This window comes from Paenibacillus sp. ALE3 (assembly GCF_054113405.1).
Genome location: NZ_CM134214.1, coordinates 5,696,251 through 5,718,691, shown reverse-complemented (window position 1 = coordinate 5,718,691; position 22,441 = coordinate 5,696,251). Strand labels below are relative to the sequence as shown.

The window sequence follows — 22,441 nt, the reverse complement described above, 5'->3', positions numbered from 1 at the left end:
CCTACCCCTTCGGATTGAGTTTATGGGCCGCCTTATTTAAGAGACCGACCACGATAAATGTAATAGCAATCATAATTGTTGCGATAACAGAGGCTAAAAACCAGTCGTTAAGCGTCATCGCATTTTGGTACAAAAATGTAGCGATAACCCGCTGTTTCCCTCCCAGCAGTGCTGGGGTCGTATAAGCTGTCAGGCTGCCTACGAAAACAAGAATGCTTCCAATGATCAGACCCGGAACAGACAGCGGGAATACAATTTTACGAAATGCGCTGAATCTGGAGGCTCCAAGACTCTGAGCAGCATGGACAAGATCACCGTCAATATTTTCAAGCACACCAATCAATGAAATAATCATCAGCGGTAAAAACAAATGGACCAGACCAATAATCATCGCTGCCGGAGTGTACAAAATATTTAGCGGCTCATCCACGAGTCCTAAACTCATTAGCACGTTGTTTAATAACCCCTTGCGACCCAAAATGACCATCCAGCTGAATGACCGCACCACCGGACTCGTCAACAAGGGAAAGATAGCCAGCGCCAGCAAAATCCCTTTATGACGCGGGGCCTTTCGTGAAATATAGTAAGCCGTCGGAAAACCGAGCAATACGCATACGAGAGTCGTTACGACACTGACCTCCAGCGTAGTCAGCAATATTTTCAGAAAATAAGGGTCCTTGAAGAAATGGAGATAGCCTTCTAAGGTGAATGAGCTGTTCTGTACGAAGGTCGAACCGATCGTCAACACAATCGGAATGACCATGAACACCGCCAGAAAGAGCAGACCTGGCAGCAGCAGCCAATACAAGTATGTTTTCTTCATGGGTAGCTCCTTGCGGTTATCAAAATGTTATTCCTTGTTCAGCACCTGGATAAACAGCTCCAGAAAAGCTTCGCTGTCCACCTGTTCGCACACATTCATATTAGGACTGTGATTGAGGCGGTTCTGCACATCGCCTACCGTTTGTCCGTCACATATGCGACTGGAGGTTTCCACGTCGACATATAACAACGAGGTATCTACTAACCTCGAATTCAAAGCCACACCCACGGCAAGCGGGTCATGAAGTGCACACGCTTTTACCCCGTTGCGTTCTTCATAACGCTTGGTATACACGGCTGTGCTTTCAGCTACATAATTACGAATCTCTGGACGAGTCAGACGAGCAACATGATCGGCAGTCAGCAGCGCCTTGCGTGTTACATCCAGCCCCACTTGTATCAATCGACCAAACCCCGCGTGAAATACGATCCGTGCGGCTTCAGGATCAGCGTACATGTTATACTCCGCTACAGGTGTGATATTGCCGCATCCGTGAATAACGCCGCCCATAAAAATGACCTCATGGACGTGATCCGTCAGATCGGGACACTTCAACAGCGCCAACGCCAGATTGGTGAGTGGTCCGGTGCAAACCAGCGTTATTTCCCCCGAGTGAGCCATCACGGTCTCAATGATGATATCCGGTGCAAAACCTTCGGATGCAGAGATGGCTGGGACTATTCCACTCAATGCACCTCCGATGCCGTCTTCTCCATGAACACGGTGCTCGTGCAGGCCTTTGCGTATTAATGGAGCCTCTGCCCCCCGATAGACCGGAATATCCGGTCTATCCAGCAGGTTGAGGATTTTGCATGTATTCAGTGTTGCTTGTTTAAGTGAAACATTCCCGCATACCGTAGTAATCGCTTGGATATCCAGCTGACCACTTTTGGCCGCAAGTAAAATACCCAACGCATCATCAATGCCTGTATCTACATCTAATATGATCTTTTTCATTATTGTGCAACTTCCCGGTTCCAGCGATCTGTCCATGCCTTGATATGATCGTTAACGAATTTCATATCCAGCTTGGTCAGCTTATTCACTACATCTGCACCGTACGTAATTCCCTCTGTATCCGCACCGGACAGTACCACCTGCGTGTTCACCGGAGAATCAACCTTTGCTTTGGCGGATTTTTCTTGAACTTCCTTGCTCAGCTGCCAGTTGATAAATTCCTCAGCCAGCTCCTTCTGGTCGGAGCCTTTCACTACATTAATCGTGTTCATGACTGCATAAGCACCCTCACTAGGAGCTACAAATTTCGCACCTGGCACGGCAGCCTGCAAATCTTTGAAATACATTTCCATAATCGGACCGCCTGCAATTTCCTGCTGGCTAAACATGTTTACGAACTCGGACGTTTTACTATAAAACTTAACAATATTCGGACTCAGCTCCTTCAGCTTCCCAAAGGCTTGGTCTTCATTAAATTCCTTGCTACCCGCTACCTTGGAAGCCGCGTCTACCATCATCGGGCCAGCCGTTGCCGTAATATTCGGCAGAGTCACGTTTCCTTTGAATTCCGTGTCCCACAGATCGGCCCAGGAGGTCACATCTTTTTTCACCAGCTCTGGATTATAGGCAATACCAAGACGTCCAACTGTATAAGCAGGACCATATTCCTCACCCAGTGGTGCTTTGGCAATATCATAAATTTGGTTCAAGTTTGGCACTTTACTGCGATCCAACTTCTCGAATAGCCCCTGTTGAATTCCCTGTTGGGCATAATAATCAGACAGATAAATCAGATCGACATCAGTGCTGCCTTGACTGATTTTGTTCAATCGTTCCGCATTATTTCCGATTTCTACAACAATATCAACGTTATGTTCCTTTTCAAAAGGCTCGTACACTTCTTTATTAAAAAAGTCCTCGGAGAAGCCCCATGTGGAAATAACTAGTTTCTTTTTCCCATCAGCTGAGCCATCTTTTCCATCTGTCTGACCACTAGTAGCATTGCTGCCGCAACCTGCCAGTACCACAGATGCCAAGGTCACAGCCATAAATCCTTTAAACCACTTTTTCATATGAAACTCCCCCTGTTTTTTTATTCTGCACACCTTATGACACAAAAAAGAAAAGTACTCTTGTAAAACAAGAATACTTTTCTTCGTAAACAAAGAATAAGTTGATCCCGCTGCGCGTTATAACAGGTTCTCCCCTCAGATAGATCCGAAGCGAAAAGCCGAATATCCAATTTTATTAGGACTCTTTCAGTATGATGTTCGTAATGGCCCACTGCGTTGCTGAATCATAATCGCGCAGTAAAGCTTCTATATCGAGCTCCATATCCTCAATCAGCTTCTCGCGAAGTCTCTTCTTATACAGCATGGACATTCGGAAATCCACTTCCAGCTTCAAGCCAGGGGCTTCCACTTCCAATGCCGCCGAGCGTGGAGAACGCCGGTGCTTCGCTACAAAGGTAACAATGTTGTTCTCAACGGTGGCCCGCAACAGCGTGGTCCCGAAGCCGAACAGTTCCTTTGAAACTTCATTGTAAATCTGGCACATCCGCTTTTTGCTTTCGTTACTGTCGAGCAGCGTCATGAACCCACCCTCATCAGCATATTACGTACAATCAATCTTTCAACACGATAGATTATACATAAATATACGCTAAATAGCAAACAAAAATCCCTGATTCAATAACGTATATCGCGAAAAAGCGAACAATATGTCGAAGTTTGTAGCTTTGCGACATTTTTATACTCACTGATCTCAAAAATCTCGGTTTAGATCCATCCTACCAAAGGGACGATAACAACGAAAGGAAACAATTTACTATTTCAATCGATCAGATGAAACTTACATTAACTGTAGCTCGTACAACAATGCTCCAAAATAACAGCAACCTTAAGATGCAGACTTCAAGATTACTATCGCCGCATTCCGTGAGATATTTTTTTCCTTCTACTATATATGTAGTATATATGTAGTTTTTATGTACACACAATTAAACCGTACCCCGCAGAAGTCTCCTAGCGATAGTACGGTTCTTGTAAGTTATGTAGCTGGCCACAACAGCATAAAGTTAGCTATGATATACGCCTGTCACCATTGTGCTGCTCGTTTACGCTTTTCTTCCCGTCGATCAGCTTCTTCCATTTTGCGAATATAACGTTTCAACTGCTCTTTATGCTCATCCAACTCGTGAATCCGTAATGTGGTTCCTTGGAGAAACGCCTCCATTTTGCGTGTTAATTCAGCAGCCGATTCGCCTCGCCAGTCTTGCAGACGACTATATATATTTTTCATCTGCTGCTCCTGATGCTGAAGTCTTTGCCTTAGCTGCTCGCACTGCTGTACAGCTCTCCGCAGATCCCCCAGGCTCAAAGATATTCTGCTCATCTCTTTCGCCTCCTGTTGTGTTCTTCCAGCTGCTCTTTCTTATTGATCCACCATCGTAAATTCCTGGCCCTTACGATCGATATACTCTGCTATCTCTGTGATCGACTCCTGATACCAGCGATTAATTCGATCCAGTGTCGCCGTAGCACTATGCGCAAGCGGGGTCAAAGACTGACTTTCACTTGTCCCGATATGAGCCTGAAATAACTGAATGGACGCACGGGTATCACTGGAAAATCCATGTAAACTAGAACGCATCTGATTTGCCGCATGCTTTAGCTCTTCGGGTGTTAATTGAATTGTGCCCCCATTTTTGTTGCCTACAAAATAAGCTCCACCATTAGCGCGGTCATTTTGGCCTGCTCCCATCAAATTCACACCGAGTGCATTAGCAGCAAACTGCCCGAAGGCACCTAATTGTCCCCCGTAGCGTTCGACCAAATTGCCCATGACTTGCTTAAGCTCTGCCTGTGCGGCCAGCATTTGCTCGTACGCCTGCACCCGCGGATTACCTTCTACCAATTGTCCGTCCATAGTGTACAGCGGATTGCTGATATTGCCGTTCTCATCAAATGTGAAATGCTCCATGCCATGAGTTTTCTCTCCACCTAATACAGAATTATAGAATTTGGTGAATGCATCTTGCTGCATCATAGGTAATGTAATCGGAACATAAACAATGGGAGTCCACTTGGGGCCAAGAAAAAGTCTTTCCAATTCGGTTTTTCTTTCCAAGGGAATTGAAACAGGAATAGTAAACTTGGCTACATTGGCAGTCTTATAATCACTCCCAATATGGTACGTTTCCCCCACATGTTGGTTAGCCTTAGTGGCTCCCCCACCAACGCTATCTCCGGGATGGGCAAAAGCCACATTAGTCTTCTTGAATTCTCCTGCTTTTACTCTCTTTTGAAGATCTTCAGGTAATAAATGTACAATGCTCGGAGCAGCAAAACTTACGGATGATAAACCATTCTTCACTGCAACATATTCTGCTTCTGCACCGCCTAAAGAATGACCTGTTGTAGATATTTCGGCAGCGGGGTACTTCTTCTTCACTTCGTCGTACAGTGTTTGAGCTTTCGTAAATTGATTATCCTGATACTGTGCTTCATACTGATGAAATGAACTTTGTACCTGTAATGGGAGCTTTTCTATCTCTTCTTGATTATTTACATAATAATCGTGAAGTTGATTTAGATTTTTTGCTCGTCCACCCATGACATCGTTGATGTCTGTTCCTATGTCCATCATTCTACTCCATAGTGGTCTTCCTCCTGGCTCTGTACCCCTATACCCTATGATCACCTGATTGCTATCCTCATTATGAAAAACGGTAGCATCGAATCCAGAACCATTTGTGTCATGTATTAGTTTCTCGTCTAAATCAACAACCCTCCAACCAGGAATATCTTCATTCTTATAAGTCTTTGGATCAATATCCAATTGGTAAGCCTCATCTGCTATCTTCCAGTACGTTTTTTCGCTAATATACTGCAATTAATTCCCCACCTTGTCTAATCACCTAATATATTATAAAGTTAGAAAAAGTTGATACTTTAAAAAAAGGAGCATCTAAAAATTGAAAAAGAAAAAATTTTGGGTTACTGCTCTTATCTTATTCTTCATCCTAGTAGGAGCTCTCTATTACATGCAGTACGCATCAAATGTAAAAAAAGAAGAAGCTGTTAGAACAGGTATACCTATTGGAAAAGAATACATCAAAAAATACTATAGGGCTGATTTCATATTTAAGAGTTATGACTATATAGGTAGCTATGTTAATAATACAGTTCATCTAATCGGCTATATAAAAGGACATGAAGGTCAATCGATATCTATTGCTTACGATTTTGAAAAAAAAGAAGTGCTTAGTGTAACCGGACCGGATTGGTTCATTGACAGTCGATACCCTAAAAAGAATGTTCCACCATTTTAAAAATCAAGATTTGTATGCAAAAAAAAGCATATATGATTCATTCCAGTTCAAGAATATATTTTTCCAATCTAAGGAAGTGAAATCATTATAATACTTCCCATTTAGTTGTGATATAGTTATAAGTAAAAATAAGTATAAAGTCGTTGGTTACTGCATTTCTGGTCGTGGTTCATACCTAATAACGATTGGGACTTTGTAACTGTATGTTAGGAGAAGATTACATAAATGAACATACCTTTTAAGTTATGTCTAATACTTTTTATGGGGCCACTTATTCTAGCAGGATGCGGGTCCTCAGTATCTCAAGAAAAAGAATTAATAACCGTTGCCACTCCCATCGGCGTGGAGTTTATTAAAGAACACTATAATGCCGATTTTATACTAAAGGATTATACTGTGGATGATCCTGCTGTCCACTCAAGAATATATCTGTATGGGTACATTAAAGGTCACGAAGACAGCAAAATTACCATTTATTACAGTTATAAAACCAAAGAAGTAATCGACGTCTCTGGACCAGATTGGTTTATCGACAGCGAAGTTCCCAAATACAAGACCCCTTCTTCCTGAGAAGGGCTATTATAAATTTCACCGTCTAATTTTTCCCAAATTAAGAAGTAGTATAATTATAGTGCATCCTATTTACGAGCAATATAGCCGAGAGGAAAAATAAGTATAAAGTCATTGGATTCAGTATTTCTGGTCATAGTACATAGCTTAGGCGGAATAGGTCTTTGTAACTGTATGTTAGGAGAAAATTGCATAGATGAACAAATAAGGCTCCTTAGGAGCCTTATTCCCTCGTTGCCTGACACATTTACCGTTTTTCACTTTGGGTGCGAGGCTGATTTATATGAATAAAAGGATATTCGCCTTTGCTTATTTTACGTTTCCATTCTTGGACCATATCTTCCTGGGTCGACGGTTTCTCATTCACGATTGCTCCTATAGTTACTTTAGCCATGCTTTCTCCCCTCTCTTGGTGGTTTTATTTACTGCGTCTTTATCTTTTCTCCAGTCATTTTGATGTTTCCGTCCATTTCGACCAAACTCGTTTTACATTTTAAACCGATGGCATCTTTGGCTGTGACTTGTATGGTATTACCCGCATTGAGTACTAGGTTTCCATCAGCCTTAACACGGATGTCCTTTTTACTCCGCAATTCGATGCCATGGTCATCCAGCAGTCGAATCACCACTTCATCGTCGTTCCCCGTGATTAAAATTTCATTTTTCTCAAAAATAATGGCTTTGCGGTACTTGGTCATAAAGATCTTCGTGGACGGGTCCTTAATAAAGTCGCCCCCTTTGGATCTCTTGCGGATTGAATGAGTTACAATGGCGTCCTTTTCCTTAGCGGTCGGGAAGTAAATGTCTACAAAGTCAAACAGCTCCGGCATGCAGTACCATCCTGTATTCCCTTCCGATGTATAAAATGTAGCCGTTGGGAAAGCGTAGGTTTCCTTGACATTCGGCTTGACCTTATCCATTTCATAAAAGAAAACCTTCACGTGGTCCTGCTCGATTCCAATAACCTTCGATTTTAACGAGATACCACGAATGCTTTCATTTACAATCAAATCCTGCTTCATTCCATCTGCTGTAGTCAGCACATATTCATGCCACAAAGCACTATGTCGTATAAACGCAACAGACTGCAGGACGTACAAAGCTTTCCCTTTAAATTTAACCTCAGCCCCAATTTGTAGCAGGACATCTTTGGCCCCTGTCGTCTGCACTTTATAATACAAAAGGTTGTCGTCCTTGCCGGCCCCTGGTTTGGTTTTTCTGGTCATAGAGTAGTTATACTGCCTGAGGTCACCCTGATTGACACCATCCGGTAATCCAAAATAAAACTGAGGTTTTTCACCAACCGGATCAGGTATTAGTCCCCAACCGAGCCGAGACGCTATACGTTTCAGAAACAACCAGTCCGTCTCATCAAATTGCATCGTAAATTCCTGTAAAAGTTGATCCTTCAACCGACTCGTACAATTGGCTTTGGGATAGGATTTGAGCACGTGTTCAAGCAATGCTTGCAGCTTCATCTTTACATTTTGAAAAGATTGTCTATGAGGTATTTCATCCATCTGGCTTGTATAAGAAAGAGCTTCGACAACCAAATGAGCTACATTGGATACCATCTTGATTCTGAACTGCGTGACTGGCCCTCGAAATAGCACACTCTGTTTATGACCGTCATTCATATAAGAAACAACTAACTTCGCCCCTGCTTCCATATGATCTGTATATTCTTCCATTTGAGCACCCGTTAACACACCTGTCAAGAAGACCTTCACATGCTCATTCATTTTCTGTACAACTTTAATTTTTGGATTGTTAAGAGATAAAACTGTTCCATTATACTTGATGATTGGATATCCCATGTTACCGCTCCTCTATGTCGGTTAGTTTACGTTTATCCGTTGTTTGCTTACGTATTGAATGACATCTTTAATGGTTCGATTATGTCCCTGATCGTTAAGAGTCTCATCTAATGCAGGGATTGTGGTAAAAGTTTTATTTTTTTTCTGAAAATATATGTCCGCTATAGGGAATGGTTTTGCACCATCTGGTCCAGTGCCCGTTTCATAATAAGCAATAATGATAATGTCTTTTAAACCATCCTTATTTACATCCCTAAAGGCTACCGCTTCTATACCCTCATCAGCATACCACCATTCATTTCCATACATATCTGGAAATGAATATATAATACGTTCTCGGTCATCTAATAGGAAAAAGTAGTTTTTAGGAATTTCATTTTCCCTTGTTTTAGTCGATACAAACCGTACTTTTCCAAAACCTTCGAGAGTAGTTTGAAAAGACTGCGACTCTTCAATTTCATATTGGTCGGTATTCAACTTTTCACCGCCAACTGTGGAAACAGACTGATCTTCAACAGAACTTAGTTCACTCCATAGTTCCTCATTCTGCCTGATATTCTCTGGAATTTGTGCCAAACGAATTTCATACTCCGCATGGTCCCCTACTACATGAGCCATAGGTACACTCATCCCCAACGAATCATTTGTGAGATAACTAAACGATTCCATTTCTACTTCCGCAAGCGAACCTTTGGTTACATCCGCGTTTGCTAACAATTGAATCAAATCATCTTTTGTGAAATCACCGATTAATCCTTGTTGCTCCGGCTGAACAGCTGTAATCTTCCCGCTTTTTATAAGCTCAATAAAAGGTTTCTCGACCTTTACCAGATCCCTCAATCTTATTCTTGAAGCCTGCTTCATGTCCAGGTTCGTCGTATAAAACATATGAGTAGGATAGGCTGCGTCCTTCATATAATGAATACCCGTATATTGAACACTCAAGAATCGTTCACTTTGTCGTTTGATCTCATAATCAATTTCGACATGGACTCCAGCATTGGAATCCGCATAGTTTTGTAATCCTTCTAAAGCATCAGTCTTAAGAATTTGGTTTAAAGATTTTTGCTTTGCAATATCCTTGAGTTTTGTAATTTGAGGGTATTTAATCACGATCCCATTTTTTGAATATTTCTCTTGAATGAGCCCATAGCTTTGCGGTTCATTATGAGCATCCGAGGCGATGCTATATTCGGAATCAATACGGACTTCTCCACTTTTGGAGAACTCAATGATAAGGTTCTGTTCAGAATCATCACTGTTTATTAAGAAACCATCGCCGTGGTCTAAAACTTCGATACTCATGCTATCATGTTGTCGATTCTCGATAATAATAGGCTCATTCATATCCTTGTTCAGTTCCCACGCATTCGGGAGCTTCATCTTACCTACATCTATACTTTTCTGCGTCCACTTTTGTCCAGACAACTCCCACAAATCAACAAATACGGGATCTGGATGATATAGGGAGACATGCCCCCCTAACCACAACTTTACTCCTTGGTCTGAATCTCGAACCACAAAGTCTGTAGTCAATTCTGGCCCGCCATCCTCAATCATCTGGGCGTGTACAAGTTGCTTCGAACTCCACCACTGAATAAATGTGTATTTATCTCCGATCGTACCTGTCAGCGTTTTAGGTGCTCTATAATTCATAACCCTAACGTTTAGCTGCCCACTTTTTAACTGAAACGATTTTGTTAAGATAGTGAGATTGTTATCGAACTTTTCTACTAATTCTTCATCCTTCATCTCTACACTTTCTAGCTCGTTTAACAACAAATTAAGTTCCTGTGTGAACTCCTCAAGCTTGTTTTGTCTGATATCAGAATCCTTATTTTCATCGTTGACTATATGGAGTTTTTTCACAAGCGTGTCCAGCTTTTTCGAATAGGAAGTCGTTTTATCGTCATTTTGGAGAGAAAGTGTATGATTTGTTTCTGTTGCTGGAGAATCCTGTCCCTTCATGCATCCATTCAGCACTACACAGGAAATGAGTAATAACAGCACGTAACAAATTCGCGCATACTTCAAGTAACTCATGCTGGAGATCACGCTTTCTACAATTTATCGTTCATCTCTATACTCATAATTCTCCACTTGCCTGACTGCTTTTCTAACGTAAACGTAATTTCCTTTTTCGCTCCTTCTTCTAATGAATCGTCTTTTACCAAAAATATTTTTCGGTTATCATCGCTACTAACCTCATTAATACTCAGTTCCAACACCGGGTAAGATAAATATGCTAAACCGGATAAATCGATGGCATCCTCAAAATCATATGTTTGCCTTGCTGCCGGATCGGTGAGCTGATCCATTTCAGGAAAAGGTAAATCAAACCACTTCATAAGATAATCAACTTCCAAGTAGTTCAATATCACAGCCTTAGGATCGGTTGGATATACAAATTTTTTACTTTTATTTGTATACAAAATCTCCTTTTTTTCCGGTCCTGTTCCATCATATTTTTGATAGACCACGATGGTATGTTCCTGAGTATCGCTAAATTCATAATAATCTACACTTTCAAATATACCGTCATGATCGGTATCTCTTAACGTTCGAATTCCTTGTCCAGTAGCATTAGGAAAATCAGAATTTATGCTCTTTATATGATTATTCTCCAAAGTATATATGGAGAATCCTTCTGAGTAAGCCCCTCCGTCGCCTATAGAGTATACAACGATAAATTTTTGATCTGTTTGATCCAGTTTCATGATCTTCACATCAGTATTTAGATGCACAACTATAACGGGGTCCTCTAGTTTATCAATGATGTGATAGCCATGTTTCTCCTCCCGGACTACAAATATATTGTAAATTTCTTCTTTTTCTAATCCAAAAGCAAGCACGTACTCCGGCTTTCCATCAAAGTCCAAATCTTCTTTTAACATTTTCTGAAGCTGCTCATTTGGGGGTTGGATTTCCTTTATAAACTGATCTAATGTGTTAGAATCTGCGACGTAATTTCCATTTCTTTTATTTTTCGGATTTACACTATTGCTAATTCGATCTTGTTTTTGAGCAGCAGACTCTGGCTCAGTCTCAACTTTTTGCCCTATCACTTGAGTGCTTGGTTTCGTGGGGGCAACTGCCTGCTGCTTCTCATTCGTAGATTTTTCGGAACATCCATTTAGTAGCAGGGCGATTAACATGATTAAAAGTAGTATTATATCTTGTTTTATAAAGTTCATTTCAAAAAAAGCTCCCTTTTCGTATTGCCTATCGCACGTTTATCCGTTGTTTGCTTACGTATTGAATGATATCCTTGATGGTTTGATTATGCCCCTTATCATTGATGGCCTGATCAAGTTCAGGGAGTGTAGTAAAGGTCTTATTTTCCTTCTGGAAGTAGATACCTGCAATGGGGAAAGGCTCAATTATACTTGGCCCTGCCCCTGCGTCGACGTAAGCGATAATAATGACGTCTTTTAGTCCATCTTTATTTACATCCTTAAAAGCTACAGCTGCCAATCCATTACTTCCAGACCAATTATTACCATAAAATTTAGGGAAAGAGTATAAAATGTAATTTTGCTCATCTAATAAAAAGAAATAATTCCCTGGTGTCTCTTCGATCATTGCATCAGTTGAAACAAACTTGGCACGCCCCCACCCTTCAAAGCTGGTTTCAAACGACTGGCCCTCATCGATGTTATACTTTTCTGTATCCAATTTTTTTAGATTATGATTGATTTTATTATTCACTAATAAACTCTGAGTTGTTGTTTTTGTATAATTGCTGAAGTTCTTAATATCAGATAAGTTTTTATTTGTAGAAATACCGAGAAGAATGCAGGTCAAGAAAAAAACAAAAACTACTCTATTCATTACAGCACCTCAAATTCAAATTTAACCTCTAAGTACATATCTATTAAATGCATTCAGCTATTTCTATACAAAATAATGTTTTTCCTTAGTTTTTTTGTATATTGTTCCACGTTGCCTTTGCCATTGTATGCTGAGACGAAAGCATTAAAATCCTCCTTTTGTAGCGCCTTTATTAAATTTTTATGTTTTATAAAAGAAACAAACCCCCTAATTTGTACCTCGTGCCCTGTACTAAATTTTTGAAACATCTCTTTAGCCGATTTATATCCTAACGCTTTGTGGTTAAAGCCCATAATTTGCGTTAAGCCCATACTAATAGCACTATACGCCTTTTCTTCATTTTGAGTAATAGCCAAGTCCAGAGCATCATATTCGCTACTTTGATTTTTTGTGTGAACTTCCTTCCACGGTAATCCAGCACTTTCTCTATATTTGTGCCCTTTGGATCTCGGTCTACCAAATAAAAATAGTGATGTTGATTGTTTCACAAAATGATGCACTTCAAATCTTATTTTCAGTTTACCGTTTTCAAAACCAGAACCTCCTGACTCAACAAGAACTACTCCTCCAAGTATGTTGGGATCTACATTTAACTCTGCTCCTATTTTCTTAATAACATCCCCATACTTTTTTTTGAATTCAGCAACTGTTGAAAAGCTACTTTTATCACCTTTTACTGTTTCAATTTCGTTCGTTTTCTGTGTATTTAAAGATTTAACACCTTCTGTCTTCTTAGTATCGTCAGATGGTGATGGCGCTTTAGTACTCGTATCGATCAAACCTAGCTTCTTGCGAATAGCTCGTCCCGTGCCCTCAGCAGCCAGCCTTTCCCTGATATCTCCGCTTGCCTCCGCAGTCATCCAACGAACGGTTTCTTTTTGCATTTGCTCTTGAGCCCATTTGGGGAACGTAGCTATTTCACGTAATTTGCTTCGCAGCCCCTCTGCCAGCTTTTGCGCTTTACGCATACCAACCTCGTCACCATTGGCTTGAGCAATATACCAATCTTCTTTGTATTTACGCATCCAGGTTTGGGCCCAGTCGGGGTAATTTAGTTTTTGTTTTTTCTGTTCTGCTGCAAGATCAAATGCCTGTGCTTTCCTGTGTGCATTAGCAGTTGTTAAAGCTTTCAACATAGGAGTTGCACCAAACGTTGGCTCTTTCCATTTCATATGTCTTCTCCTTTTTTACGAATACTAAAAGAATCGTATCTCTGACATACAGGTATCGTGATATTTGCTTCCTCTCTCTACGGCCTCAATCGTTATTTTCACGAAAGAGGTATGAATGGGGGTATCAAGAAATTGGTTGCTTATAAAATCATTATCTATCATCATGGTCTGCCCGTTTGAAAACTCCAGTTTCATTCGTTTAACTCTATTATTTGCTCGGAAAGCTTTGGATGACTTAGCTAAACCATTAATAAGTTCAAACCCCTTCAGTTCTTGCATAGAGCCGAAATCAATTTTGATCCACTCCCCGATCCCGTCTCCCTTAACTCCTTCGCACCAGGCTGTGCTCGCATCTCCATCCATGATATTACGGGCAGCATAGGAGTTCCCTGCCTGATCTGGAAGTGTAGATGAAGCAACAATTTTCTGTGCCGGAATGCTTTTCCGATATTTCATCAAATCCGTTGTAGTTTGTATCCATTGTGTAGGGGACACGTTATAGCCTATCCTGTGGAACACATTGGAGTATTCTATAGGCAGATCTGTTTGGATGTCTCGTTGTTGCATTTCACCCTTCGAGTTCAAATAAGCAACCCTGTGGTTATCCGAGGTTATAACAGGAGAGTTTGTGGCTTTCATTAATAACCTCTTCTCTCCTGTTCTGATATTGAGTAAATACGTCTTATCAAGATCGTAAGAAGAGAGCAGTAGACTATCGTTATAAAGCCACTGTTCAATCTGTATGCCGTCTATCCCTAGCTTGATTTGTTGAATTTGCTTTTTCTTAGACAAGTCATAGATCAATATATTATGTTTACGATCTACAAGGGCAAATTGGCTACCTTCAGGTGAAAGTACTGGAAAATGGAGATAGTGACCATCATTTAAACGCCCCAATGCTTCAGTTTTCTGCCCTCGGTTCATATAATAAAAAACGGCATCATCATCTGTGTAAACACATTTGCGTAAGTCAGGAGACATAATAGCGTAGTCCCTATTCGGCACCTTAAATTCATATAATTTCTTTGTGGTAGATAGATCAAAGATTTTGATCACTAAATAATTCAATTCGGTTGACTCTCTACACAAGGCAATACGCCTGCCATCATCCGAGAACCTATCCAGATACAACTCAGATTCAGGATACGTTTCACCTTCACTTGCATGTAATTTACCTATAATGTCGTCTAAATCAATATAGGTATTGCCTGTAGAATCATCCATGTCAGCTAAAAAATCCATAGGCATGTTTCCATTTTCCGCTTCAAACAACAACCAATTTATGGGCCTTTTTGCTGGAGGAAGTTTCTTGGGCTGAGAGACAGCAGCATGATTTTCATTCTGCTCCTGCGCTTTTTGACCCTCATTCGATTGTATACACCCGCCTAGTATAGAAAAGATCAAGACGAGCAACGCAATTTTATTTATCTGCATCATAGATTTTCCTCATTTTCTACAATTCATCACAATAACTTCAGCTCACCTATACATGTATTTGGGAAGTCCGCGCCTTTTTTCACTTTCAGGATGGTAATCTTAACGAAAGAAGTTCGTATAGGTTCATCGAACTTAAAACGTGTGTCATTGTTCTCAAGCGCTGTCGATTGTCCATCCGAGAAATCAAGTTTCATCCTCTGGATGGTATTCATGTCTATATACTTATTGTTAACCCACATAATTCCATCAATCATCTCTATACCTCTGACCTCTTGAATTGAGCCCAAATCTATAGTTACGGTTTCTCCTACTCCGCCTCCCTTCGTCGTCCCTTCACACCAAGGGGTTAAATTATTACCGTCCGTTAAATTGCTCACGCTAAAAGAATAATTATTCCGATTAGGAAGTGTGGAAGAGGCCGTAATTTTTTTCACTTTGACCTTGTTGGCAAACTTCATATAATTGATTTTTGTATCGATCCATTGTATTGGAACAGTGAGTACTCCCTGATTCTCGGTAAAAGAGGATATATCTTCTTTTCTTCCATCGCTCACATGAACCAGATACATTTTTGGAGCTTCGTATTCTGCTGATAGCACTAACTTCTGGTCAGGTGATAGTATAAATGGTTCCGAGCATTTAGTTATCCACTTTTTTTCTCCGCTCTCTATATCCAGTGAATAAACATCTTGTGTATAATTTTCGTCCTCTTCTGAAACTTCATAAATCAATTTATCCTCTTGGTCCCATTGCAAAAGCGAAGCCTTAGAATCTACAAGTAAACGTTTTGCTCCACTAATACCAGATAGATTTATCATAATGATGCCTGGTTGGTCATGTTCTTCAAAACAGAATCTAGTACCATCTGGAGAAAATAATCCTGAGCTAATCATACTTAAATCTAGTTTATATCTCCCAAGGTTTAGTTTTGTCGTTTTCATTTTTAGTACATCATATAAATATACCTGCCCATTCAGCTCATAAAGATATTTACTTAAATCAGGGGAGGCTATAGGGTAAGACGTTGGAGGCAATTCAAACTCGGACTCCTTTCTTCCTGAGTTCAGATCATATACCTCAAGAATGTGGTTTCGATCCCCTTCTTCCACATCAGAGATTGTCCTTACGATCGCCATTCGACTCCCATCACTAGACACTCTATTGACAGTTACTTGGGAGCCGCGATATTTTATTCGTTCTTCCTTAGTTTGCATAGCATCTACCAAATCATCGATTCGTATATAGGTCTTTCCTGTAGGATCATCTAAATTGGTCAAAAATTGAGTAGGTTCCGGATCTTCTTCCCCATTTAAAAGCCACCGTGCTTTTCTTTCAGTTTTTGCCTCGTTTTGCATCGTAGTAATACTTTCGACTGATGATGGTTTTTGGGACCTAGATAATGTGGCAACAGTTCCTTTTTCTCCAACCTGGCTACATGAAGATATAATAACTGCCAGAACAATAGTCATTAAAAATCTTATAAGTTTCACTTCTCCACCACTTTCTATAAAAACTAAGGTTTAAACCTCAGGATACTAATCTTGGATAATTCGTCTAATTGAAATAACAAAAGAATACATAGGTTTAGAATTTATCCAATTTGATGAAAGAGTATTGATTCTCACATTTTGCTTCTTATTTTTCTTATCTGCTTTTTTGGGATTTGGGTTCCTACCCGATTCATGAATAACTTGTCCATTACCTATATAAAGTCCTACATGTACTGGTTGTACTTTGGGATAGTCATCTTTTCCCCAGTTATACAAAATCAGATCTCCTGGTTTAAGATTCTTAAGATCTCCACTGGATCTCAAGCTCTGGTGGCTAACCCCTTTGCCACTGTGTATTTGAACTTTAGTGTTACCTCCTATTTGCTCATTAAGTACAGTTAAATAGACAGATGAGGTGAAGTCTGAGCAATCCATATACGGTGGTGGATTATCCACATCAAGTATCATTGTTCTAATTACCGTATCAATACAATAAGGAATTCTACCTTCAAACTTCTTAGCGAATTCTACAATGGCTTTCCTTTTCTGCTCAGCAGAACTGTTGGATGGTGTGGGCTTTATTTCCTCATTTGCTTTGTCCTTCGCTGGCTTTTCAGGAGTAGTCGGTGGCTTCTTACCCGGTTCCGTTTTCGTTGTTGTCGTGGTTGTTGAAACTGTTGGTGTTGCAGCCTTGATAACCTTAGGCCATGGAAGGATACCATTGGCTACTTGATGCAGGTATACGGCCAGCACATCACGACCATAGCCCTTATTTTCCAGGCCGTATTTTTTCGCAAAATCATGCAAAGCGGCATTAAGCTCCTGATCCCAATAGCCTGTAGTTGGTAGCTTGTACGAGAAGCTGTCCGGATACTTTTGGGCAAGCTTGTTCAAGTTCTCTCTGGCAAGCTGACTGTTCACGCCATACTTACTCCGCAGGGCCGCCGCTTCCTTAGCCATAGCCTTTTGATCGGCAACAGTCAGCTTGTTAGCCGCATCGGCGTATTGCCCGGAAAGCTCCTCCAGCCGATTCGCATCCAGGTAGGATTTGGCTGAATGACCACGAATCAGCTCGTTAATTAGCACATTGTCACGCAGTTGGTTGGCGAGCAGATGCATCTGATTCTGCTTGGCCTTGTCATTTGTGCTGTGCGCTTCCCACCACTGGGACGTGTATTCATGCATTTGCGCTCTGGCCCAGGCAGGCATACGATCTATTTCTGCCACCTGTTGACGTAATTGCTTGGCCTTGGCCGCTGCTTCCTTGGCAGCCTTTTTGTCACCTGCTGCTACGGCTTTGTAGTAGTCGGTTTTATATTGAAGCAGCAAGTCCTGCACCCATTGCGGGTACCCCTTTCCCTTCAATTCTTGAATCAGGGATTGATAAGCTTTCAGTTCCGCATCAGGCACCTGATTTTTCATGAACTTACTAGCCTTGATATGAAGTGTCCCATCGGTTCGGATATAGCTAGTTTTGCACGTCAGGGATATTTCGCGAGTAGCGTTCATCTGTACCTTTTTGCCATGCAGCACCAAGTCTGTATCGGCGTGAAAGGTGAGATCATGGTGACTATACACGTGAATACCGGATGCAGGGTTTAAGCGTACAAGTATTTTTTCTTTCTGGGTGGAGAGGGCTAATTCCTTATCATCGAATCTCGCCACTTTTTGTGTTTTGGTATGAAACAGCTTTCTTGACGGCTGGCTGATTTCATCTCCTTTGTAGTCTCTCTTACGTAGGGATTGAACTACACGGGCTTCCTTTTCATTGTTGGATGGAAAATACAAATGGACATGATCCCCCAACTCAGGCATACAATGCCAACCGATCCCATCCCCGGTATACATGGTGGGATAAGAAAACCAGCACCCTTCGACTTTGGACTGCATAGAATCCACGGACAAGTGAAGTTTAACGGATTCGTTTTCACTATTTAAATCAATAACTTTCCCTTCAATAGAGGTACCTTTAATAAACTGATTATGTATAACCTCCCTCGGATTACCCTCTTCAGGAACGAGAACATAGTCATAGGTCATAATACCTTGCTTCATCTCTGCATGAACCTGATCAATAACCCAATGCTTTCGTCGAAACGAGACCACATCTCCAAGTTCAAAACGTTTCGTATCCTCCACTTCAGCATATGTATACCGGGGGCCTGACTTTGTTTTTTGGAGGGAAAAGTTAATGCTGCGTAGTTCACCTTTCACCTGTTCTTTCGAGGTACCTAACCATAGTCTTGGAAATACAGAAGTAATCTCGGCAATCAGTCCAGTGTGCAAATGAGAGGCCATTCTTTTCAGAAACTCCCAATCACTCTCCCCATACTGAATAGTAAAGCCGCCGAGCTTTTGGTTACTGTCCGTCATGTCAATAAAATCGCCGTGTGGATAGCTATCTATAAGCTCCCGAAACAATTGATAATACGTCAAGTTGCTGTTTTGAAACGAACGATTTTTCCGTTGTCGATCCAGTATATATGTAAAAGAGGCCGCCTCTATGTACATGTGATATACACCATTTTTGAATCCAATGCTAATATTGGTGACGATTCCTTTAAAGATGCTTACTGTGCCTCGATCTTCATCCATCTCGTATACCTCTAGCACATCCTCATCATGCGCTAAACCATCATATTTCGCATGATCTTCGTCCGGTATGAGAGCAGTGATGTACACTTTGCCGTGCTCATTTACCTTCTGTGTCAATTGAATATCCAGCAGCCGGACAATTTCATAGGGTGCATTTACTCTAATATTTCCATAAGTCAGCACAGTTCCAGCCAGTCCCATCTTCTTCCCCCCGTTTTCTCTTCACGTGATGCAAATCCTTGTAAGCTGCTAGCTATTCCTGCCCATCTGTCATGAATGAAATTTTCCCGCACCACATGCATAGATTCGTGGAGCAGCTCATCAGAGCCGGAGACTGATCTACGTATACATCCTTCTTTCCATTCAACCAAGGCATAGATACGCTCGGTTTGCAGGGCTGCGGAATGATTCTCCCAGCATTGCCCTTGCTAGCAGAAGAAACTGCAGGATTGTGCATACTACGGCACATGCCGAAAGATGGGATATGCGTCTGCGGGTGAAAATCCTGAATATTTCCCTGCAATTTATCACCAATACTAATCCCCCTGTTAGCTGAAACACTAAACCTGCCCGAATGACTTCCATAGGTACAGTGTATCTGCGCCCCATCCACTACATAGCTCTCACTCATGATCGGACTCTCCTTTATATAGACGGCCTCTCCGTATCGACCTTTTGTAATTTCAAGCCAGCCAGATTAAACTTCAAAATACATTCAGCCACATCTAGATCCACAATGATATGCTGACTGCCATGCTGAACCCTGAATATCTTATGATTCTCCACTGCATATTCATCTAAAATGATTTTCTTCAGTGTACCGTCTCTATGATATTCAGTAAGTGGTGATAAACACATCAGACTAGGCGGATGAGCCAGCCAATACCTCGTTTGCTGCATACGCTGCATATCGGCAAAAACAATCAGCCTCCAGCTTAATCCGGCTTGATATATATCAAAGATTTCCTTTAGTTGTTCAGAAACAATGGCTACCGGTTGCTCTATAAAATCAATATAGTCTGCATCGCCCGATACATAGCATTGCAAAACAGACTCTTCATCAGTATATAGTGAGCCTTCGGCCCATTCCCGTAATTGTCCACGATGTATCTCCACTGGAAACATATACTCTGTTATTCGATTATCGTGTTGAATCATGTAATACTCCATAAGCCGTTGAATACACCGCCTCACTGATCCCTTTGTACTCTCCTATTCTTATTTCCAAATCATCCTCGCATTTCAACGCCTTGAACTCAGGCAGTTGTACAGCCTGCTGCATAGCGTCCTTGGCTAATTTCAAAATGTAGTGATGAAATTCCCACGCAGCCTGAAGCACATATCGCTCGACATCCGGCTGAATAACCTTATTCATATAAGGTTTTCGAAGCTGACTCAATTCATCCTCCAGTTCTGCCAACAGTCCGAACGCCCAGCCTGCATCATAGGTTCCACGATAAGGTAGAGGATCAAAGTACCAGTTCGCACCATAGACCTCAATGACATAGTTATAAATGCGCTCCCTTAGATACGTACGCCTCATAGAATAGGTAATGTATCCAATTGTTGTCTTGTCCGCTTCTGCAGAAATGGCTTGTAAGCAAATCGATTGAAAAGATTGGATAAAAGAGAAGATAAGTTCCTCTTTTCTATGCTCATACAAGACCGCTACCTGATATAATTTCTCATGCAACATATCTTCTGCATAGGTCTTATGGAAGTGTTCTAGGGCTTCCCGTCTATTCATAATCCCACCTCTGAACCTATTATATAGAATATTTACATGATATTACTGGTTCCATCCTCCTATTTTATTACACAATTTTCATATCATGAGATTACATATGAATTTATGAAAACAGAATGAAAATAATCATATTTTTTCGTGAATGTGTAATATACAAACAAAAATCTTCCCAGAAAGGCTAGCATTCGGCCTACGACATGAAGTTTTGTGCAAACGAATAGGTAATTGGAAGTAGTTAGACTCAGGTTTATAACGAAATAATGATGTATAATTAAGGATACGCTCCAACAATACATTCAGAGGAACAGGAATGGGGTACACAAACTATTAGAGTTTTGATCACCACCACTTTGCATCAAGATTGGAGACATATGACTACTTCACCTACAGGTTTTTATAATAGTATTCAAGAGGCTACCGCACATGTCATTGATGTGTTGAGTGATATTCTACATGTTAATACCATTTTTATTGCCGCTAATGACGGGGTTACCAATGTAATTGTAGATTCATTTAACCGGGAAGAAGTGCTGGTTCGTAATGGAGAGGAGCTTCCTTTTGAGCTTAGCTATTGCAGTCTGGTGCTGAACCATTCCGCGGATCACCTCACCATTTCGGAAACGTCTACTCATCCGCAAACACGTGATTTAGATGTGACTAAAACCATTGGAAATCACTCATTTACGGGAATACCCATACGTATGAAAAATGGCCAGGGGTATGGAACCATTTGTATTTTGGATGCGCCATCTGCACAATTGACTGAAACAGAAATGAAGGCTCTCAAGGCTATGGCTGTATTTCTGGGTTATGTGGTTGAACTGGAAAAAGACAAGATCGATGCAGAAGCTTCTTCCATGAGCAAGCTGGATTTGATTTCTTCCCTGAGTAACAAAATTCGTTTTTCGCTCACTGAAATATGGGGAGCTACGGATCTAATGATGACCACGGAGTTAACAGAGGAACAACAGCAATATATGAGTATTATGGAAGCTAGCAGTCGCTCGCTTATGATGCTGTTGAATAATATTCTGGATTACAGCAAAATTGAATCCGGGCAAATCGATGACATTGAAGATCCATTTGATCTGAGAACGATGATGGAAAATGTGTTGAGCTTGTACACAGAGGTAGCTGCGCAACGGAATTTGGAATTGAGGTTGGATTGGAATCTTGCAAGCTCGCCTATTTTTATCGGGGATGAGGCTAAAATTCGCCGTATGCTGATCAATTTGGTAGATAATGCAGTGAAATTTACAAGCACAGGATCAGTCACCTTATCTGCAAATACCCAGTTCGTGACCAATGCGCCTAAGGCTGAATTGGAAGTAAGGGTAAAGGATACGGGGATTGGTATATCTCCAAATAAACTAAAAATGTGGCTGGAGCATGACTTCGGGCCCTCTCCCTCCTATGGCAATCCCGGCTTGGGTTGGCAGATTACCAAACAGCTGTTGAAACGAATGAATGGTACAATGACAGGGGTTAGCGAACCTGGTAACGGGACGGAGATAACGCTCCAATTTACCCTAAAAACATATCAGGAGTCAGCCTGAATAAACGGTAGGCTTGCAATCATGTGGGGCCAATTACAGTAATAAAACCCGTGACGGATAACGTCACGGGTTTTGCTATGAATACGCACTAGGCAGTGTGATCACTTTATGCC

At 41.1% G+C, this 22,441-nt stretch carries 21 protein-coding genes; 3 read left to right on the top strand and 18 right to left on the bottom strand.

Going from position 1 to position 22,441, the window contains the following annotated elements; translation table 11 throughout:
* Position 1: 1 nt before the first annotated feature.
* The 6 genes from ACXHJ2_RS25715 to ACXHJ2_RS25690 all read right to left on the bottom strand — a co-directional run bounded on the left by ACXHJ2_RS25715 (position 2) and on the right by ACXHJ2_RS25690 (position 5,674).
* A complete protein-coding gene (locus ACXHJ2_RS25715) occupies positions 2-823 on the bottom strand; it encodes an ABC transporter permease (protein ID WP_165079817.1) in 822 nt (273 codons plus the stop codon).
* 27 nt (positions 824-850) lie between these two features.
* Positions 851-1,780: a nucleoside hydrolase gene (locus ACXHJ2_RS25710; protein ID WP_165079818.1), complete on the bottom strand. Its 930-nt coding sequence runs from the start codon at positions 1,778-1,780 to the stop codon at positions 851-853.
* Positions 1,780-2,853, bottom strand: a complete 1,074-nt coding sequence (locus ACXHJ2_RS25705) for an ABC transporter substrate-binding protein (RefSeq protein WP_165079819.1) — start codon at positions 2,851-2,853, stop codon at positions 1,780-1,782. The genes ACXHJ2_RS25710 and ACXHJ2_RS25705 overlap by 1 nt, the downstream gene beginning before the upstream one ends.
* A 175-nt stretch (positions 2,854-3,028) precedes the next feature.
* Positions 3,029-3,373 (bottom strand): hypothetical protein, encoded by a 345-nt coding sequence (locus ACXHJ2_RS25700; RefSeq protein WP_013373571.1) that lies wholly within the window; start codon positions 3,371-3,373, stop codon positions 3,029-3,031.
* A gap of 504 nt (positions 3,374-3,877) precedes the next feature.
* Entirely contained in the window at positions 3,878-4,174 is a 297-nt protein-coding gene (locus ACXHJ2_RS25695; RefSeq protein ID WP_013373572.1) for a WXG100 family type VII secretion target, read from the bottom strand.
* Between the two features lie 39 nt (positions 4,175-4,213).
* Positions 4,214-5,674 (bottom strand): lipase family protein, encoded by a 1,461-nt coding sequence (locus ACXHJ2_RS25690; RefSeq protein WP_165079820.1) that lies wholly within the window; start codon positions 5,672-5,674, stop codon positions 4,214-4,216.
* Between the two features lie 82 nt (positions 5,675-5,756).
* On the opposite strand from ACXHJ2_RS25690, the gene ACXHJ2_RS25685 reads away from it, so the two are divergent.
* Together ACXHJ2_RS25685 and ACXHJ2_RS25680 are read left to right on the top strand one after the other, a co-directional pair.
* Positions 5,757-6,113, top strand: a complete 357-nt coding sequence (locus tag ACXHJ2_RS25685; RefSeq protein WP_016324872.1) for a hypothetical protein — start codon at positions 5,757-5,759, stop codon at positions 6,111-6,113.
* Positions 6,114-6,374: 261 nt separating this feature from the next.
* A complete protein-coding gene (locus tag ACXHJ2_RS25680) occupies positions 6,375-6,683 on the top strand; it encodes a hypothetical protein (RefSeq protein ID WP_230493804.1) in 309 nt (102 codons plus the stop codon).
* Between the two features lie 247 nt (positions 6,684-6,930).
* Here ACXHJ2_RS25680 and ACXHJ2_RS25675 read toward each other — a convergent pair whose 3' ends face one another.
* The 12 genes from ACXHJ2_RS25675 to ACXHJ2_RS25620 are packed head-to-tail and all read right to left on the bottom strand — an operon-like array spanning position 6,931 to position 20,772.
* Complete coding sequence (locus ACXHJ2_RS25675; protein ID WP_165079821.1) at positions 6,931-7,077, bottom strand: hypothetical protein; 147 nt, start codon at positions 7,075-7,077, stop codon at positions 6,931-6,933.
* A 28-nt stretch (positions 7,078-7,105) separates the two neighbouring features.
* On the bottom strand, positions 7,106-8,500 hold the full coding sequence (locus ACXHJ2_RS25670) for a hypothetical protein (protein WP_165079822.1): 1,395 nt from the start codon (positions 8,498-8,500) through the stop codon (positions 7,106-7,108).
* Between the two features lie 21 nt (positions 8,501-8,521).
* Positions 8,522-10,543 carry a DUF4163 domain-containing protein gene (locus ACXHJ2_RS25665; protein WP_165079823.1) on the bottom strand — a complete coding sequence of 674 codons (2,022 nt, stop codon included), beginning with the start codon at positions 10,541-10,543 and terminating at the stop codon, positions 8,522-8,524.
* Between the two features lie 17 nt (positions 10,544-10,560).
* Positions 10,561-11,694: a hypothetical protein gene (locus ACXHJ2_RS25660; protein ID WP_165079824.1), complete on the bottom strand. Its 1,134-nt coding sequence runs from the start codon at positions 11,692-11,694 to the stop codon at positions 10,561-10,563.
* A gap of 28 nt (positions 11,695-11,722) precedes the next feature.
* Positions 11,723-12,331 carry a hypothetical protein gene (locus tag ACXHJ2_RS25655; RefSeq protein ID WP_165079825.1) on the bottom strand — a complete coding sequence of 203 codons (609 nt, stop codon included), beginning with the start codon at positions 12,329-12,331 and terminating at the stop codon, positions 11,723-11,725.
* Between the two features lie 53 nt (positions 12,332-12,384).
* Positions 12,385-13,503: an N-acetylmuramidase domain-containing protein gene (locus ACXHJ2_RS25650; RefSeq protein ID WP_058830283.1), complete on the bottom strand. Its 1,119-nt coding sequence runs from the start codon at positions 13,501-13,503 to the stop codon at positions 12,385-12,387.
* A 24-nt stretch (positions 13,504-13,527) separates the two neighbouring features.
* Positions 13,528-14,940 (bottom strand): NADase-type glycan-binding domain-containing protein, encoded by a 1,413-nt coding sequence (locus ACXHJ2_RS25645; protein ID WP_058830284.1) that lies wholly within the window; start codon positions 14,938-14,940, stop codon positions 13,528-13,530.
* Between the two features lie 26 nt (positions 14,941-14,966).
* A complete protein-coding gene (locus ACXHJ2_RS25640) occupies positions 14,967-16,430 on the bottom strand; it encodes a discoidin domain-containing protein (protein WP_238791001.1) in 1,464 nt (487 codons plus the stop codon).
* A gap of 45 nt (positions 16,431-16,475) precedes the next feature.
* Positions 16,476-19,226 carry an NlpC/P60 family protein gene (locus tag ACXHJ2_RS25635; RefSeq protein WP_165079826.1) on the bottom strand — a complete coding sequence of 917 codons (2,751 nt, stop codon included), beginning with the start codon at positions 19,224-19,226 and terminating at the stop codon, positions 16,476-16,478.
* Between the two features lie 52 nt (positions 19,227-19,278).
* On the bottom strand, positions 19,279-19,656 hold the full coding sequence (locus tag ACXHJ2_RS25630) for a DUF4280 domain-containing protein (RefSeq protein ID WP_165079827.1): 378 nt from the start codon (positions 19,654-19,656) through the stop codon (positions 19,279-19,281).
* A 14-nt stretch (positions 19,657-19,670) separates the two neighbouring features.
* Complete coding sequence (locus ACXHJ2_RS25625; RefSeq protein ID WP_090737809.1) at positions 19,671-20,183, bottom strand: hypothetical protein; 513 nt, start codon at positions 20,181-20,183, stop codon at positions 19,671-19,673.
* The gene (locus ACXHJ2_RS25620) at positions 20,167-20,772 is read right to left on the bottom strand and encodes a hypothetical protein (protein ID WP_137079450.1); all 606 of its coding nucleotides are present in this window, start codon (positions 20,770-20,772) and stop codon (positions 20,167-20,169) included. The genes ACXHJ2_RS25625 and ACXHJ2_RS25620 overlap by 17 nt, the downstream gene beginning before the upstream one ends.
* Positions 20,773-21,143: 371 nt before the next feature.
* On the opposite strand from ACXHJ2_RS25620, the gene ACXHJ2_RS25615 reads away from it, so the two are divergent.
* A complete protein-coding gene (locus tag ACXHJ2_RS25615) occupies positions 21,144-22,328 on the top strand; it encodes a sensor histidine kinase (protein ID WP_165079828.1) in 1,185 nt (394 codons plus the stop codon).
* Positions 22,329-22,441: the final 113 nt, after the last annotated feature.